This window comes from Bradyrhizobium sp. CCBAU 53415, assembly GCF_028128735.1.
GTDB lineage: Bacteria > Pseudomonadota > Alphaproteobacteria > Rhizobiales > Xanthobacteraceae > Bradyrhizobium.
Genome location: NZ_LBJF01000027.1, coordinates 909,246 through 924,299 on the forward strand (window position 1 = coordinate 909,246; position 15,054 = coordinate 924,299).

13 protein-coding genes are annotated in these 15,054 nt (G+C 65.4%); 1 reads left to right on the top strand and 12 read right to left on the bottom strand.

What is annotated here, in order from left to right; translation table 11 throughout:
• Positions 1–42: 42 nt before the first annotated feature.
• From XH87_RS32320 to XH87_RS32360, 9 genes are read right to left on the bottom strand one after another with little or no spacing between them, the layout of a single operon-like run.
• A complete protein-coding gene (locus XH87_RS32320) occupies positions 43–1,020 on the bottom strand; it encodes an ABC transporter permease (protein ID WP_035699329.1) in 978 nt (325 codons plus the stop codon).
• A complete protein-coding gene (locus XH87_RS32325) occupies positions 1,017–1,967 on the bottom strand; it encodes an ABC transporter permease (protein ID WP_158667848.1) in 951 nt (316 codons plus the stop codon). Before XH87_RS32325 ends, XH87_RS32320 begins: the two co-directional genes overlap by 4 nt.
• Entirely contained in the window at positions 1,960–3,486 is a 1,527-nt protein-coding gene (locus XH87_RS32330; protein ID WP_271590359.1) for a sugar ABC transporter ATP-binding protein, read from the bottom strand. Before XH87_RS32330 ends, XH87_RS32325 begins: the two co-directional genes overlap by 8 nt.
• Entirely contained in the window at positions 3,483–4,877 is a 1,395-nt protein-coding gene (locus XH87_RS32335) for an FAD-linked oxidase C-terminal domain-containing protein (protein ID WP_271590360.1), read from the bottom strand. Before XH87_RS32335 ends, XH87_RS32330 begins: the two co-directional genes overlap by 4 nt.
• A 59-nt stretch (positions 4,878–4,936) precedes the next feature.
• Positions 4,937–5,821 carry an intradiol ring-cleavage dioxygenase gene (locus XH87_RS32340; protein WP_271590361.1) on the bottom strand — a complete coding sequence of 295 codons (885 nt, stop codon included), beginning with the start codon at positions 5,819–5,821 and terminating at the stop codon, positions 4,937–4,939.
• Between the two features lie 15 nt (positions 5,822–5,836).
• A complete protein-coding gene (locus tag XH87_RS32345) occupies positions 5,837–6,739 on the bottom strand; it encodes an NAD(P)-dependent oxidoreductase (protein ID WP_271590362.1) in 903 nt (300 codons plus the stop codon).
• A gap of 21 nt (positions 6,740–6,760) precedes the next feature.
• The gene (locus XH87_RS32350) at positions 6,761–8,134 is read right to left on the bottom strand and encodes an amidohydrolase family protein (RefSeq protein ID WP_271590363.1); all 1,374 of its coding nucleotides are present in this window, start codon (positions 8,132–8,134) and stop codon (positions 6,761–6,763) included.
• A 4-nt stretch (positions 8,135–8,138) separates the two neighbouring features.
• On the bottom strand, positions 8,139–9,218 hold the full coding sequence (locus tag XH87_RS32355) for a maleylacetate reductase (RefSeq protein WP_271590364.1): 1,080 nt from the start codon (positions 9,216–9,218) through the stop codon (positions 8,139–8,141).
• Positions 9,215–9,538 carry a Dabb family protein gene (locus XH87_RS32360; protein WP_158667841.1) on the bottom strand — a complete coding sequence of 108 codons (324 nt, stop codon included), beginning with the start codon at positions 9,536–9,538 and terminating at the stop codon, positions 9,215–9,217. The genes XH87_RS32355 and XH87_RS32360 overlap by 4 nt, the downstream gene beginning before the upstream one ends.
• A gap of 107 nt (positions 9,539–9,645) precedes the next feature.
• Here XH87_RS32360 and XH87_RS32365 point away from each other — a divergent pair, with 107 nt between their 5' ends.
• On the top strand, positions 9,646–10,569 hold the full coding sequence (locus tag XH87_RS32365) for a LysR family transcriptional regulator (protein WP_271590365.1): 924 nt from the start codon (positions 9,646–9,648) through the stop codon (positions 10,567–10,569).
• 55 nt (positions 10,570–10,624) lie between these two features.
• On the opposite strand, the gene XH87_RS32370 is transcribed toward XH87_RS32365, so the two are convergent.
• From XH87_RS32370 to XH87_RS32380, 3 genes are all read right to left on the bottom strand, one after another.
• Positions 10,625–12,160 carry a glucosamine inositolphosphorylceramide transferase family protein gene (locus XH87_RS32370; RefSeq protein ID WP_271590366.1) on the bottom strand — a complete coding sequence of 512 codons (1,536 nt, stop codon included), beginning with the start codon at positions 12,158–12,160 and terminating at the stop codon, positions 10,625–10,627.
• A gap of 29 nt (positions 12,161–12,189) precedes the next feature.
• Positions 12,190–13,365 (bottom strand): glycosyltransferase family 4 protein, encoded by a 1,176-nt coding sequence (locus XH87_RS32375; RefSeq protein WP_271590367.1) that lies wholly within the window; start codon positions 13,363–13,365, stop codon positions 12,190–12,192.
• Between the two features lie 239 nt (positions 13,366–13,604).
• A complete protein-coding gene (locus tag XH87_RS32380; protein ID WP_271590368.1) occupies positions 13,605–14,951 on the bottom strand; it encodes a lipopolysaccharide biosynthesis protein in 1,347 nt (448 codons plus the stop codon).
• Between the last annotated feature and the right edge of the window lie 103 nt (positions 14,952–15,054).

Genomic DNA, 15,054 nt, shown 5'->3' on the forward strand with positions numbered 1-15,054 from the left:
GTCGCTTCCATCCCTCATTTTGCTTGTTGGAACTCCAGGAACTCATTGCGTGCCGCGGCGGGTCTTCATGTCGAGCCAGACCGCGAGGATGACGATGACGCCGGTCACGAGCGGCTGCCAGTTGGCGCTGACCGAGAGCAGGTTCATTCCGTTCAGCACCAACGTGAGGATCAGCGCGCCGATGAAGGTGCCGAACACGGTGCCGACGCCGCCGAACAGCGAGGTGCCGCCGATCAGCACGGCCGCGATCGCCGGCAGCGTCAGGCTCTCGCCGATATCGGCCTCGGCCGAATTGAGCCGCGACAGGAAGATGATCGAGGCAAGCCCCGCCATGGTGCCGGAGACGGCATAGACCAGCAGCAGGCGCCGCGCGACCGGAATGCCGGAGAGCCGTGCCGCGACCGGATTGGCGCCGATCGCATAGATCTCCTGGCCCCAGATCGTGCGCTGCGCGAACAACGTCCCGATCCCGAGGAACACCAGCAGCAGATAGACCGGGATGGGCAGGCCGAACAGATAGCCGCTGCCGATCTGGCGGAAGCCGGCGGGGAAGCCGTGCAGGGTCTCGCCCGCCATGTACCAATAGGTGAGGCCGTTCAGCACCCACAGCATGCCATAGGTGGCAATGAAGGAGGGGATGCGGAGCGCGGTGACCATGATGCCGTTGAGCAGGCCGACGATGCCGCCGCAGGCAAGGCCGGTGAGGATGCCGAGCGCCGGCGAGCCGGTCTTGTGGATCACGGTGCCGGCGATACAGGCGGACAGCGCGACATTGGCGCCGACGGACAGATCGAGGCCGGCGGTCAGCACCACCAGCGTCAGGCCGGAGGCGATGAAGAAGGTCAGGCTCGCCTGCCTGAGCACGTTGAGGATGTTGCCGAGGCTCAGGAAGGAATCGCTGAGCACGGCGAGCACCGCGCAGATCAGGAGGGCCGCGAGCAGCCGATAGAACACCTGGATCGCATCCTGCGACAGGAAGGAGCGGGGCGGCACCATGGCCTCCTTGGTGATGTCGGTCATGCGCGGCTCCTGAGGCCGTCGAGGAACAGAGCGACGATGACGAGCACGCCAACGCTTGCGACCTGCACCGAGGACGGCAGCGAGATCAGGTTCAGCCCGTTGCGTAGCACGCCGACCGAGAGGACGCCGAGGAGGGTGCCGAGCAACCAGCCATTGCCGCGCTCGAACGAGGTGCCGCCGACGGCGACGGCGGCGATGGCATCGAATTCGAGGCCGAGGCCAGCGGTGGGATGGCCGGAGTTCATTCGCGCGGTCATCAGAAGGCCCGCGATGCCGGCCATGGCGCCGCCGATCGCATAGACCGCGATCAACAGCCGGTTCGGCGAGCGGCCGGCATAGCGCAGCGCCTCGCGGTTGCCACCGAGGGCGAAGATGTAGGTGCCGAAGCGAGTGTGATAGAGCAGGCCGTGGAAGGCCGCATAGGTGACCAGCGCCATCACGATCGGCACCGGGACGCCCAGAAGCGTCGCCGAATAGATGTCGCGTACGCTGTGGGGAATGCCGACCACGCTCTGGCCGTCGCTGACGATGAGCGACAGGCCCTGCGCCATGCCGAGCGTGCCGAGCGTCGCGACGAAGGGCGGAATGCCCAGGATCGCGACCAGCCAGCCATTGGCGACGCCGAAGGCCGTGCCGACCAGCAGGCCGGCACCGAGGCCCAGCAGCATCGACTTGGTCGCGAGCGATACGATCGCAACGCAGAGCGAGGTCAGCGTCAGCACCGCGCCCATCGACAGGTCCAGCCCCTCGGTCATGATGATCAGCGTCATCGGCAGCGCGAGCATGGTGAGAATGGTCGACTGCACCAGCACGTTGGAGAGATTGGCGACCGACAGGAAGCCGGGCGCGATGACGCTGAACAGCGCGATCAGCAGCACCAGCACCATGGCGACGCCGGGAATGCGCTGCAGCGGATTGGGCTGCGAGATGACCGCGGCTTCACGCATGATGCATCCCCAGTCGCACGATGTTCTCCTCCGTCAGTTCGCTGCGCGTCAGGTGTCCGGCAATGCGCCCCTCCCGCATGACGTAGGCGCGGTCGCAGACGTGGCAGATCTCGACCTGCTCGGACGAGATCATCAGGGCCGCCGCGCCTTCCGCGACGAGGCGGTCGATCAGCGCAAAGATCTCCGACTTGGCGCCGATGTCGATGCCCCGTGTCGGCTCGTCGAAAATGAACAGCTTCGACCCGGCCGCAAGCCATTTACCGATCACGACCTTCTGCTGGTTGCCGCCCGAGAGCAGGCCGACGGTCTGCCGCGCGCTCGGTGTCGCGATCCTCAACTGGCGGATCAGGCTGTCGGCGGTGCGCTGCGCGCTGCGCTGGTCGAACAGGCCGCTCGGGAACAGTTTTCGCAGCGCCGATACCACGAGGTTGTCGCTCACCGAACGCAGCAGCGCGAGGCCTTCACTCTTGCGGCTCTCGGGAATCAGCGCGATGCCGCGGCGGGCGGCGAGATCGGGCTCGCCGGAGATGGTCTTGCCGTCGAAGATGATCTCGCCTGATGTGACGGGATCGGCGCCGAAGATGGCGCGCGCGACCTCGCTGCGACCGGAGCCGACGAGGCCGCACAGGCCGACAATCTCGCCCCGGCGCACCTCGATGTTGATGTCGGAGATACCGGTCGGCGCCGTCAGGCCCTTGACCTCGAGCAGAACGTCGCCGGGCTTGTCGGCGAAATGGCGTGGATAGGTCATGTCGACGTTGCGGCCGACCATCATGCGGACCAGCTGGTCCGGCGTGACGTCGGCGGGACGGACGCCGTCGATGCGGCGGCCGTCGCGCAGCACGGTGATGCGATCGCCGAGCGCGAACACCTCGGCCATGCGGTGCGAGATGTAGACGATGGACACGCCGTCGGCCTTCAGCCGCGCGATCAGTGCAAACAGCAGCTCGGTCTCGCGGTCCGACAGCGCCGCGGTCGGCTCGTCCATGACGAGGATGCGGGCTTTCTGGCTGATCGCCTTCGCGATCTCAACCATCTGCTGCTGCGCGACGCCGAGCTTGTCAACAATGGTGGAGGGATCGATATCGAAGCCGATCGTATCGAGCACGCGCTTCGCATCGGCCAGAATCCTGCGGCGGTCGATGGTACCGGGGATGCGGCCCTTCGGCTCGCGTCCCAGGAAGATGTTCTGGGCGATATCGAGATAGGGGACGAGCGAGAATTCCTGGAAGATCACGGCAATGCCGAGCTTCTGCGCGTTCGCGGTGGAATTGATCGCGACCGCCTCGCCCTTGTAGTAGAACTCGCCGGCATCGGCGCGGTAGGCGCCGCACAGTACCTTCATCAGGCTCGATTTGCCGGCGCCGTTCTCGCCCAGCAGCATGTGGACTTCGCCGGGGTAGACGGCAAAGGACACGTCGTCCAGCGCCTTGACGCCGGGAAATTCCTTGCTGATGCCGCGCAACTCCAGCAGCGGGACTGGCGAGGAGGGCTCAATGGCCAGCGCCGCGTTGCTCATGCGCGTGCTCCGCTCGCAAAGATCTTTCCGGGGTTCATCAGTCCATCAGGGTCGAGCGCGGTCTTGATCTGCCGCATCACGTCGACGGCGTCGCCGAGTTCGTCAGCGAGATATTCGATCTTGCCGAGCCCGATGCCGTGCTCGCCGGTGCAGGTGCCGTCCATGGCGATGGCGCGCGCCACCATGCGGGCCTGCAGCGCCTTGGCGCCTTCGGCCTCCTCCGGCCTTGCCGGATCGACCAGGATCAACATGTGGAAATTGCCGTCGCCGACATGGCCGACGATCGGCGCGACAAAGCCGTGCTCGTCCGCGTCGCTCCGCGTCTCGGTCAGGCATTCCGCCAGCCGCGAGATCGGCACGCAGACATCGGTGATCACCGCGCGTGCGCCGGGGCGCAGGCCGAGGCCGGCATAGAGCGTGTTGTCGCGCGCGTGCCAGAGCCGGCTGCGGTCTTCCGGTGCCTTCGCCCAGGCAAAGCCATGGCCGCCATGATCGGCGGCGATGGCCTGCGCGGCCTCGGCCTGCTCGGCGACGGAGGCCTCCGAGCCGTGGAATTCGAGGAATAGGGTGGGGGCCTCGCGATAGCCGAGCTTGGCGTAGGCATTGATGCCGCGCATCATGACGTCGTCGAGCAGCTCGATGCGCGCCACGGGGATTGCGGACTGGATCACCGAGATCGCGGTATCGACCGCGTCGTGCAGGGTGTCGAAGCTGCAGACCGCGGCCGAAATCGCCTGCGGCACGGGGTGCACCTTCAGCGTGATCTCGGTGATCACGCCGAGCGTGCCTTCGGCGCCGACGAACATGCGCGTCAGGTCATAACCGGCCGCCGACTTGCGCGCGCGCTTGGCGGTGCGGATCACGCGGCCATCGGCCAGCACCACTTCCAGCGCCATCACATTGTCCTTCATGGTGCCGTAGCGCACCGCCATGGTGCCGGAGGCCCTGGTCGAGGTCATGCCGCCGATCGAGGCGTCGGCGCCGGGGTCGATCGGGAAGAACAGGCCGGTATTGCGCAGCTCCGCATTGAGCTGCTTGCGCGTGATGCCGGGCTGCACCACGACATCCATGTCGCTGTCGTGCACGGCCAGCACCTTGTTCATGCGAGCGAAGTCGAAGCAGACGCCCCCGGCGACCGCGGCTGCATTGCCTTCGAGCGAGGTGCCGGCGCCGAACGGCACGATCGGCATGCCGGTGCCGGCGCAGAGCCTGACGATCTCCGCGACCTCCCGCGTGGTTTCAGGGAAGACGACGATGTCGGGCGGCAGGCTCCGATAGTGCGACTCGCTCTGCCCATGCTGATCGAGCACGCCGCGCGCGACGCTCGCGCGCGGGCCGATCATGCTGGTGAGGCGATCGGCCAATGTGCTCGTGCTGACCCGCGGTCCCATCCTCAGCTCCCGTCTGCTCCCTATCGGACTCTTGCCGGTCCGCTGCGTTGTCGTTTGGCTTATGCGGCCCTTGCGTTGCTCGCAAGCTGCTTCAAACCGAAATCATAGTTGAGATGAAAATACGCGCTCTCCACCATGCGACCATCCGGCGCACGGCCCGCGGGGTGGCGGACGAACTCGCGGATCAGGCTGTCCTTGACGCCGAACACCACGTCGCTGTCGAGATACTGATCGCCGGCAACGAACACGTGAGTCACGAGCTGCTCGAAACCCGGCGCCGAGATCATGAAGTGCACGTGGGCCGGGCGCCAGGGATGGCGTCCCTGAACCTCCAGCATCTCGCCGACCGGTCCATCATGCGGAATCGGATAGGCGGCAGGCTTGATCGACCAGAAATGGAAGCGGCCATTGGCGTCGGTGTGGAAGCGGGCGCGCATCGCGAGGTCGCCGATGGCGTCGAGCTGCTGCACGTCGTAATAGCCGTCGTCATCGGAATGCCAGACGTCCACAATGGCGCCTGCGAGCGGCTTTCCGTCGATGGTCGAGACCGAGCCGGTGACGAGCATCGGATCGCCTTCCATCGGACCCGAGATATCGGCGCCGCTCTCCTTCTCCGGCGCGGCCTGGACGAAAAACGGCCCGAGTACCGTGGTTTCGGTGGCGCCTTCCGGCACCGGATGGTTGATCGCGTCGACCAGCATGGAGACGCCGAGCGTATCCGACAGCAGGATGAATTCCTGGCGCTTGTCGTCGCACATGTGCCCGGTGCGGGTCAGGAAGTCGATACCGTATTCCCATTCCTTCTGGGTCGGCCGCACCTCGCGCACAAAGGCATGAAGGTGGCGCACCAGCGCCTCGCTGACCTGCTTGATCCGCGGATCGGTCGCGCCCGCGATCCGCTCCAGCACCGCGTCCGTGATCGTGGTCTCGTTGAAGTTGCGCATGGGTGCCTCCGTTGATCAGAGCTTCGGCTCGCCGAGGCCGGACAGCCGCTCGAGATGCCTGACGGTCGCGATGAAGTCGGTGTCGCCGTCGCCCTGCGCGACCAGCGAGCCATAGGTCTCGCGCACTTGCGCCGCGAGCTGAAGCGGCACGCCGACGGCGTGTCCGGCGCCGAGGATGAGATCGAGATCCTTGGCCATCTGCTTGCAGGAGAAGGTGGACTCGAAATCGCGGGTCCGCAGCGGCGCGGTCTTGTACTTCACCATCGGAGAGGCAATCGCGCTGTCGTCGAGCACCTTCAGAATGTCCTGCCAGGCGATGCCGCCCTTGCGCGCCAGCGCCAGGCTCTCCGCCATCATCGCGGCCGAGACCGCGATCATCAGATTGACGGAGAGTTTGGCGTAGCGCGCTTCCTCGGCCGGCCCGAGATAGGTCTGGGCACGGGTGAAGGCGGCAAACAGCGGCTTTGTGCTCTCGAAGGCATCCTTCGGCCCCGAGACGAAGCAGGTCAGAGCGCCGGTATGGACGATGCTGGCATTGCCGGAGACCGGGGAACGAAGATAGGCAATGTCGCGTGCCTGCGCGGCGGCTGCAACTTCGGTAGAGGCATCGACGCTGACGGTGCTGGTCTCGATCAAAACGGTCTTGGGCGCCATCGCGGCGATCAGGCCGGCAGGGCCGAGCAGCGCGCCGCGCAAGGCGGCGTCATCGGGCAGGGATGTGACAACGGCGGCCTTGCCGCGCACGGTTTCGACGGGCGAAGCGGCAATCGAAACGCCTTGCGCGCGAGCCTCATCGAGCCGCGCCGCGCTCTGGTCAAACGCCGTTACCGCGTAACCGGCCTTGGCGACGAGCGCCGACATCGGCAGGCCCATCTTGCCGATCCCGATGAAAGCGATATTCCTTGAAGCATCAGTCATTGTTCTTGTCCATTGGCGCCTTCAGGCGGCGCGTCCCTGTCGTTCGATGTCCTGCACCAGCCGCCGGCCGGATTGTGCCAGCAGGTCCTTCTTCGTCTCCAGCCCCTCGACCAGCAGCCGGCCGTTACGTTTCTTCCAGGCGCCGCCGATCATCACCGCCTCGATGTTGCCGAGGCTCGTCTGCATCACGATGGTCGCGACGGGATCGTGCACCGGGACAAGGTTGAGATCGGAGACGTTGATGATGACGAGGTCGGCGAGCTTGCCCGGCGTCAACGAACCGATCTGGTTTTCGCGGCCGAGCATGCGGGCGCCTTCTGTTGTGATCCAGCGCAGCGCCTCGCGCACCGGAATCGTGGTCGTTGCCGGGATGGTGCCGCTGGCCTTGCGCGACTCCGCATTGTCGAGCGCCCGCTGCATCGAGAGCGCGACGCGGGCGGCGGAGAACAGATCGCCGGCCAGCACGGATTCCAGGTCGATGCCGATGGTCGGGCGCACGCCGCGCTTCAAGAGGCGTCCGGTGATCGGAAAGCCGTGGCCCTGGATCATCTCGTTCTCGGGCGTGACGGAAAAGGACACGCCGAGATCGACGATCCGATCGAGCAGATCGTCAGGCAGGTCGTTGCCGTGGACGATGTTGATGCCGGGACCGACGAGGCCCGCCTCGATCAGCTTCTCCCACCCGCCTGGCGTCTTCGCCGCGCCGCCGCCCTGGTGCATGGAGGCGATCAGGTTCAGCTCGCGCGCCAGGTGGAAATCGTGCATGGCGACGTCGAGCGTCGAATAATGCGGGCCGAGGATGGCAAGGCCCAGCGTGACGAGGCCGTCGCGATCGGCGAGGGGGCCGGCCAGCAGCCGCTCGACCTCGCGGCGCGGATGCGGCACTTCCGAGAAGTGCGGCTCGCCCGGCTTCGGCTCCGGCTTTGGCGAGCCGTGGAAGAAGGCGGCGCGGATGCCGCTCTCGGTCAGGCCGCGGACCGCAGCGTCGGTGTGTGCGGGAGTCGGATTGTTGTGGCACCAGTCGACCAGCGTGGTGACGCCGTGGTTGATCTGGTTCAGAGCGCCGACGAGCGTCGCGATATGGATGTCGTCGGGCCGGAACACGGTCGCGAGGCCCGCATGCATGCGGCGGAAATATTCCAGCAGCGTCCAGTTCGCGGCAAAGCCGCGCAAGCCCGTCTGCCAGGTGTGCATGTGCGCGTTGATCAGGCCGGGGATGACGAGGCGGCCATTGCCGTCGATGATCTCGGTCTCAGTCGCGCCGCTGCCGAGCTCGATCGACGGGCGCACGTCGACAATGCGGCTGCCTTCGACCAGCACATCGCCGCTCGAAAGATCGCCAATCGCGTCATCCATGCTGATGACGGTGGCCGATTTGATGAGCGTGCGCCGCATCGCGTCACGCCGCCGCTTTGACGGCGCCGGGCGGTTCGCCGGCCCAGGCGCGCGCGATCAGGTCGCCAATGGCGCCACGCTCGAGCGGGCGCGGGTTCCAATAGGCATTGGTGACGGCGAGGTCGGCCGCCTTGTCGATGCCGCTCTCGGGCATGCCGATATCACGCAGCGCCAGCTTTGCGCCCAGTCGCTTCGCAAGGTCGTAAAGCCCCCGGGACGCATCGGCTGCGCCAATCGCGCGCGCGATGCGCGCCATCGCATCCGGCACCGCCGGCGCGTTGTAGGCCAGCGCATGCGGCAGCACGATGGTGTGCGTTTCGGCGTGCGGCAGGTCGAAGGTGCCGCCGAGCGTGTGGCAGAGCTTGTGATGCAGCGCCATGCCGACGGTGCCGAGGCACACGCCGCACAGCCAAGCGCCGTAGAGTGCCTCGGTGCGGGCCTCGCGGTCGTCGCTTCTGGCGGCAATCGCGGGCAGGGCACGCGCCAGCGCACGAATGCCTTCCTCCGCCATCAGCGAGGTCACCGGATTGGTGTCGCGCGCATAGAGTGCTTCGACCGCATGGGCGATTGCGTTGATGCCGGATGTTGCAGCCAGGCTCACCGGCAGCGTCAAGGTGAGATCGACATCGTAGATCACGGTCTCCGGCAGCACGGCCGCATCGCGGACCGTGGTCTTCAGGCCGTTCTCGGTCTGGCCCACGATCGGCGTCATCTCCGAGCCGGCATAGGTGGTGGGAATGCAGAGCTGGTTGACGCCGGTGCGCAAGGCCAGCGCCTTGCCGAGGCCCGTGGTCGATCCGCCGCCGAGCGAGACGACGCAGTCAGCCTCGCACGCCTTCATCGCCACGAGCGCGCGCTCGGTGACCTCGACCGGCGTGTGCATGGTGGCGCCGGGAAAGATGCCGGCATAGAGCGGTCCGAGCGCCGCGCCGAGGCTCTTGCCTTGCGCCTCCTGCTGCGGCGTCGTCAGCACCAGCGCGCGCTTGCCGCCGAGCCGCTCGACCTCGGCCTTGGCGCCAGCCAACGTGCCGCTGCCGAACACGACGCGGCAGGGCAGGTTTTCGAAGGTGAACGAACCGATCATGCGCCGGTCTCTTTGATGGGATAATCGACCTGGAAGCGGCCGATCCGCAAGTTGCCCAGCGCCTCGCGGACGCGCAAATGTTCGGGGTGGTTGGCGTAGGCGGCGAGCGCGGCCTGGTCGGTGAACTCGGAGAACAGAACGACGTCGCAGGCGTAGTCGACCGCGCTGACATCCATGCCGACCTCGATATGGGTGAGGCCATCGATCCGGCCCTTGAGGCCCTCGAACAGGGTCTTGACCTTAAGCCGGGCGGCGGAGCGCTCCTCTTGGGTCTCCCCGCGCAGCCGCCACATCACGATGTGCCTGATCGGGCCCGACATTTCCTGATCTCCTCGCCTGCCATTCTGCTTTGTTGAGGTCATTTTGCCTTGCAGAAAACGGAAATAAAGGTCAAACTTTGTAAGTCTCTTTTCCTGCTTTCGCAAAAATGGACCGGCTGCTCCAACTCGAAGTCTTCTCCAAAACCGCCGAGCTCGGCAGCCTGTCCAAAGCCGCCGAGATCCTGCGGATGTCGAATGCGGCCGCGAGCCGCCATCTCAGCGCGCTGGAGGAGCGGCTTGCGGTCCGGCTGATCGAGCGCAACACGCGCCGGCAATGGCTGACCGAGGCAGGGCAGGAGCTGTTGCAGCGCTGCAGCCCGTTGTTGAACGAACTCGCCGAAGCCGAGGACGCCGTCTCCGACCGCGCCCTGTCGCCGAAGGGCATGCTGCGCGTGACGTCTTCGCTGTCCTTCGCGATGATCTATCTCGCGCCGATGCTGCCGGCGTTCCGCGCGCTCTATCCGGATCTCAGTGTGCAGATCATCAGCGCCAACCGCTATCTGGACTTCATCGAAGCGGGCATCGACGTCGCGATCCGCACGCGCGAGCACGAGCCGGATTCCAACATCGTCGTCCGCCGCATCGGCCAGATGCACCGCGTGCTTGCGGCTTCGCCGGCCTATCTGGCGAAGCACGGCCGTCCGGAGCACCCCGCCGATCTCACCCGCCACAACATGCTGATCTACAACCTCGCCAACGATCCCTATTCGCTGCGACTGAGCAAGGGCAGCACGACGCAGACGATCCGGATCGCGCCGACGCTCGACAGCAATGACGGCCAGATCATCTGCGGCGCGGCGCGCGCGGGGCTCGGCATCCTGATCCAGCCGCTTTACATCGTGCAGGGCGACATCGCGGCCGGCCGGCTGGTGCCCGTCCTTCGGGACTGGCAGCTGCCGCTGCTCACCATGAACATCGCTTATCAGAACCGCGTCAGGCTGCCCGCCAAGATCAGGGTGTTTTCGGACTTCCTGGTCACCTATATCCGCGAGCATTCGCAGCCCGGCATCTGGATCGACGCGGCGAAGTGAGCGGGCAACCCGAGAATTCGGGTCGCCGTAGGCGGATCGGCGCGCGAAACGCAGATCAAACAGCCGAACTCGGGCTGGTTCGCGCAGACACGACCGTCGACGGAAAGTAACTCGCGAAAGCGCGCATCCTGGGCTGAACACGCGATCCGTCGATCACTTCGAGCCGGCCGCAGCGGTTCAAGGTGTGCAACTTCCTGCCGGGCCATGTCGGTCCCGGCTTCAGGGAGTGGCGGACGATCTGCTTGAACGCCGTCGGCGACAGTTCGACCACTTCCGCCAGGGCGAGCGCCGCGCCGTACCCGTCGGCACAGTCCTGGACCGGTCGCCACAGCTTGTCATTGAGGGTGACGAAGTTCCCCGCCGGCCGCGTGCTGGCGCGGTCGATCAGGACCGGATTGCTGGCGTGGGGCGACCAGGGCCCCAGGAGGCGGTCGGCGTAGTAGATCGTCAGCGCGTCCGAATAGCCGCCTGTTCCGTCGCGCCAGGCGCCAAACAGATAATGCAGGCCGTTGTGCCGCGTGATCGTGGCGTCGGCCAGCTCGAGGCCGGAAAGAAGCGTCGCATATCGCTCCCATTTGTCCGGAAACCGAACGCATTTGTAGATGGCGACGTCCCCGCGCGTCGAACTCTCCGGGATCATCCACAGCTCGCCATCGTCTTCGATCAGAAACGGATAGGAGAGGTGCCAGGGCTCCTCCAGCACCGGTATCACCTCGCCGACCGGTCCCGCGTCACCGAACTCGATCGCCGAAATGATGCCTTTTCCGACGCGATGATCGAGATCCTCAAAGAAGACGAATGTTCGTCCCTGCCACGTGATGGGAAAGGGATCGGCGTAGAAGTGGTTCCCAGGATCTTCCAGAACGTTCCAGCCTGGACCCGATAGATCTCCGGTCTGCCAGACGCCCCCGCCGTCATTGAAGCGCCATCCGACATGCCAATGCGGGGCATAGCAGCAGAGACGATAGATCTCCTTGGCGATCGATACGGCAAGGCCGCGAGCGACATAGCCAACGGGTCCGCGGCGCAAGCCATTCCCGGCGGGGTGCGCCAGTTGCGGCACAAGTCGCTGCCTTCCCGACAGGATCGCCGCCACCATGGTCAGGGTTCGCGCCATGACCGTTTCGAGCGCGCCGCTGAGGCCCGCGGCAATCTCTCCGGATGGATGGCCGCGGTCGAGGACCGAGCCGTCGACCTCGTTGGCGATGTCGATCACGGGCAGGTCGCCGGCGAGAATGGCGGCGAGCGCGGCATTTTCGCCCGCAACTCCGTTGAACAGCGGACGCAGATACAGAAGGGCAGAGCAGTTCGGATCCCGCGCGGCGCCCGTAAAATCGACGATCACGTCGGCCGTGCCGCCGCAAGCCCGCGTCCGTTCCGGAACGGGATTCAGCCTGTCTGCGCCGCTGTGTTTGCCCCGATGCAACACCACGCGTTCGAGCTCGAACAGGGCATCGAGACCTGCGGGCCGTGACTCCGTCGTTGCCGTCCATGCAATTCGAACCGGAACGTCACGGCCGTCGATCGACAGCGTCTCGCGGCCCATCCACTGCCGCGCGTATTCGCGTTCACAGCGAAACTCGATGATCATGTCGAGCCAATCTATTTCAACATCTCGGATCAAATGACGCGGTCGAGAATTCGAACGTATTCCTCCACCATGGCATCTACCGAATAGCGCAATCTCAGGCCTTTGGCATTTTGTCGCAGTTCGTCGCTCAAATTCTTGTCCGTCAGGAGCCTGGAGACGGCTGCGGAGAGTTTTGCATGATCGGAGGCATCGACGAAGAGTGCAGTCGGTCTCCCTTCGTACGACAACACTTCGCGCAGGACGGGAAGATCAGTCACGACGGAGGGAACACCGGCGTTTGCGGCCTCGACAGCGGCCAGACCGAAGGTTTCAGCCTGTGTCGGAAATACGAACACGTCCAGACAGGCGAGAAAGTCCGCCATCCGGCTGGGGGGGATTTCTCCGAGCAAATGCAACCTGTCGGAGACGTTCAAGTCGTTCGCGAGCTGCCTCAGCCGGCCCTCGTCGGCGCCCTGGCCGGCGAGCGCAAGGTGCCAGGACGGTCGATCCGGCAACAGGCGTATCGCCATATCGAGCCGCTTGTGCGGATGCAGCCTTGCTGCGCAGCCGAGCAGGACGCAGTCCGGCGGCAGATTGAACCTGTGTCGTGCGGCCTCCTTCGACAGGGAGAGGGCCTTGTCGTCGAATCCGTGCGGCACATGCACCATGCGCGACCGGTAGGCCGCGGGGTAGCGCGAATATTCACGCTGCATGTCCTGCGAATTGAGCGTGATGCAGTCAAAGAAGCCGAGGCTGCCCATGACGATGTCGGCGGTGCGGACCGGCCAGCTCATCGACAGCGCGGATGAAACCTGATTTGCGACAACCGGTGCACGGCTGACGAGGCGGGTCACGCCACCACCGATGACGTTGCCGAAATGCTGGAATGTCAGGACGGCATCGGGCCTGGTGGTCCTGATATGGCGGCTGAGTGTCCACAGCATCCGCAGCAGCGCCACCGGATTGCCCGGCCGGCTCGGCGCGCAATACAGCGTATCGGGCGGCTCGTCGAACGAGACCGATTTGCGGAAGAAGAACAGATTGGTGACCCGATAGCCGCGAGCGGTCAGCCCTGCGCCGAGAAGCCGGGAGATCTCCTGCGCGCCGGCGTTCTCGGCCTGGGTTTGCGCGAGAAGCACGTGCGGCTTCGGCCCGCCGCGGTTCGGTCGCGCGAGTGCCGTCACGCTCGTCTCGCCCAATTCCCTGTTCGGCTGATAGTGGAGCACGGATCCCGACCCGCTAACGCAACGAAATCTTCACCTTCTTGACCCCGTACCTACCATGCGGGCACCGCATGGACACCGACTAGCGGCAAACGGAGTTAATGCGAGGCTTTGGCCACGGCAGCGTTCGCGCGGCATTTTCCTTGGGTTCCCGGCTGGCGCTCGGCGAGCGCGTTAACCAACTGATCTTGCGCGCTGCCGGCGCGTGACTGCGGATCACCTGAGCGGCGGCGTGATGACACCTAGTCACGCGAGTCAGCACCGCGGACCGCATAGTCGGCGCGCCTCGATGCAGAGAAGCGCAGGAGCACGAGGACTGACGGATCCACCCCGGTTCGCCGGCGGCAGATGACGTTCAGGGCAATGCTCGCGAGCGCGAGTGAGACGGTGGCCGAAATGGCCGCGCCAAGCACGCCGAGCCAGGGAATGAGGACGAGAAATCCCGCGAGCCGCAGCGCGACGTTGGCGGCAACGACGGGAACATAGATTCGTTCGTGACCGGTCAGCTGCAGGATCGCGGCAGATGGGCCGCCTGCTGCCTGGATGGCCGTTCCGATGGCGAGCACGATCAGCACCGAGTGCTGCGCGGTGAAATGAGGTCCGAACAGGTTGAGGAGATAGGGGCCGCCAATCCAGATCGTGGCAAGACCGGCGACAACGCAAAGCGCGGTCACTTCCGCCATCAATTGCAGGGTCCGCTCGAACTCCTGGTGGTTCTTGCTGAAGTACAGCGAAGGAAGCCGGCGCGCGCCGAAAGTGTACAGCGCTGCGGACAGCATGGCGAAGATGTTGGCGAGGCGCGAGGCGGCAAAGTAGATTCCGGCAGTTGCCGGATCCAGCATCCAATAGACCAGAATGACGTCGAAATACTGGTTGGCAACTTCAAGGATGGATGCGAGCCAGAAGTGAAGGGCGCTCGAGCGCCAGCGGGACTTTTCGGAGCGCGCCGGCGTACCGCGCAAATCCGGCAGCACCCGCGCGATCGAAACGATCTGCGCAACCAGGCCCGCCGACATGGCCATCGTCATCACCGCGAACAACTCGGCGGGATCGAGCTGCCGATGGCCGAGCAGCATGGCGAGCAGGAACAGGACCACGACGACGCGCCAGAAGAACTCGCGATTTCCTTCGCCCATGAGAATGCTGACCAGCGAGCGTGCGATCTGGCTCCCGAGCATCACTCCGGCATTGACGGCCGTGTAGGCCGACACCGCGAGGATCAGCAGCCACCAGTCGCCTCTCATGCCCGCCACGATGGCGATCCCGGCGACCACGATCAGCATTGCGACCGAGGTGATCCTGAAGCTTGACAGCAGGACGCCCTTGGTAAGGTCCGGCCTGTCGCCGACCTGATACTCGTTCAGGAATCGCACCAGCAGGGATTCCTGGCCGACCAGTCCCACGACGGCTGCGATCTGGGCGACCGAAAGCCAGGTCGCAAAGATACCGAAGCCATCAGGCGACATCGCTCGTGCCGCCAGCGAGAACAATGCAAACGCGAGCACGCCGCTGCCAACCTTGAGGAGGATGGTTCCGACAACACCGCGCGTGACGTCGCGCCGCATGAATTGGAGGATGGATTCGATCATGGGGGTTTAAGGGGCTGCGCTCCCCTGAAGAGACATGTTCCGATACCGGCGACAACCTAACATGTCGAAAAAACGCGAGTGTTAATGGACCACTTGCGGGATG

Coding starts and splice junctions, on each gene's coding strand:
- XH87_RS32320 (WP_035699329.1), bottom strand. CDS start 1,020: ATGACCGACATCACCAAGGAGGCCATGGTGCCGCCCCGCTCCTTCCTG.
- XH87_RS32325 (WP_158667848.1), bottom strand. CDS start 1,967: ATGCGTGAAGCCGCGGTCATCTCGCAGCCCAATCCGCTGCAGCGCATT.
- XH87_RS32330 (WP_271590359.1), bottom strand. CDS start 3,486: ATGAGCAACGCGGCGCTGGCCATTGAGCCCTCCTCGCCAGTCCCGCTG.
- XH87_RS32335 (WP_271590360.1), bottom strand. CDS start 4,877: ATGGGACCGCGGGTCAGCACGAGCACATTGGCCGATCGCCTCACCAGC.
- XH87_RS32340 (WP_271590361.1), bottom strand. CDS start 5,821: ATGCGCAACTTCAACGAGACCACGATCACGGACGCGGTGCTGGAGCGG.
- XH87_RS32345 (WP_271590362.1), bottom strand. CDS start 6,739: ATGACTGATGCTTCAAGGAATATCGCTTTCATCGGGATCGGCAAGATG.
- XH87_RS32350 (WP_271590363.1), bottom strand. CDS start 8,134: ATGCGGCGCACGCTCATCAAATCGGCCACCGTCATCAGCATGGATGAC.
- XH87_RS32355 (WP_271590364.1), bottom strand. CDS start 9,218: ATGATCGGTTCGTTCACCTTCGAAAACCTGCCCTGCCGCGTCGTGTTC.
- XH87_RS32360 (WP_158667841.1), bottom strand. CDS start 9,538: ATGTCGGGCCCGATCAGGCACATCGTGATGTGGCGGCTGCGCGGGGAG.
- XH87_RS32365 (WP_271590365.1), top strand. CDS start 9,646: ATGGACCGGCTGCTCCAACTCGAAGTCTTCTCCAAAACCGCCGAGCTC.
- XH87_RS32370 (WP_271590366.1), bottom strand. CDS start 12,160: ATGATCATCGAGTTTCGCTGTGAACGCGAATACGCGCGGCAGTGGATG.
- XH87_RS32380 (WP_271590368.1), bottom strand. CDS start 14,951: ATGATCGAATCCATCCTCCAATTCATGCGGCGCGACGTCACGCGCGGT.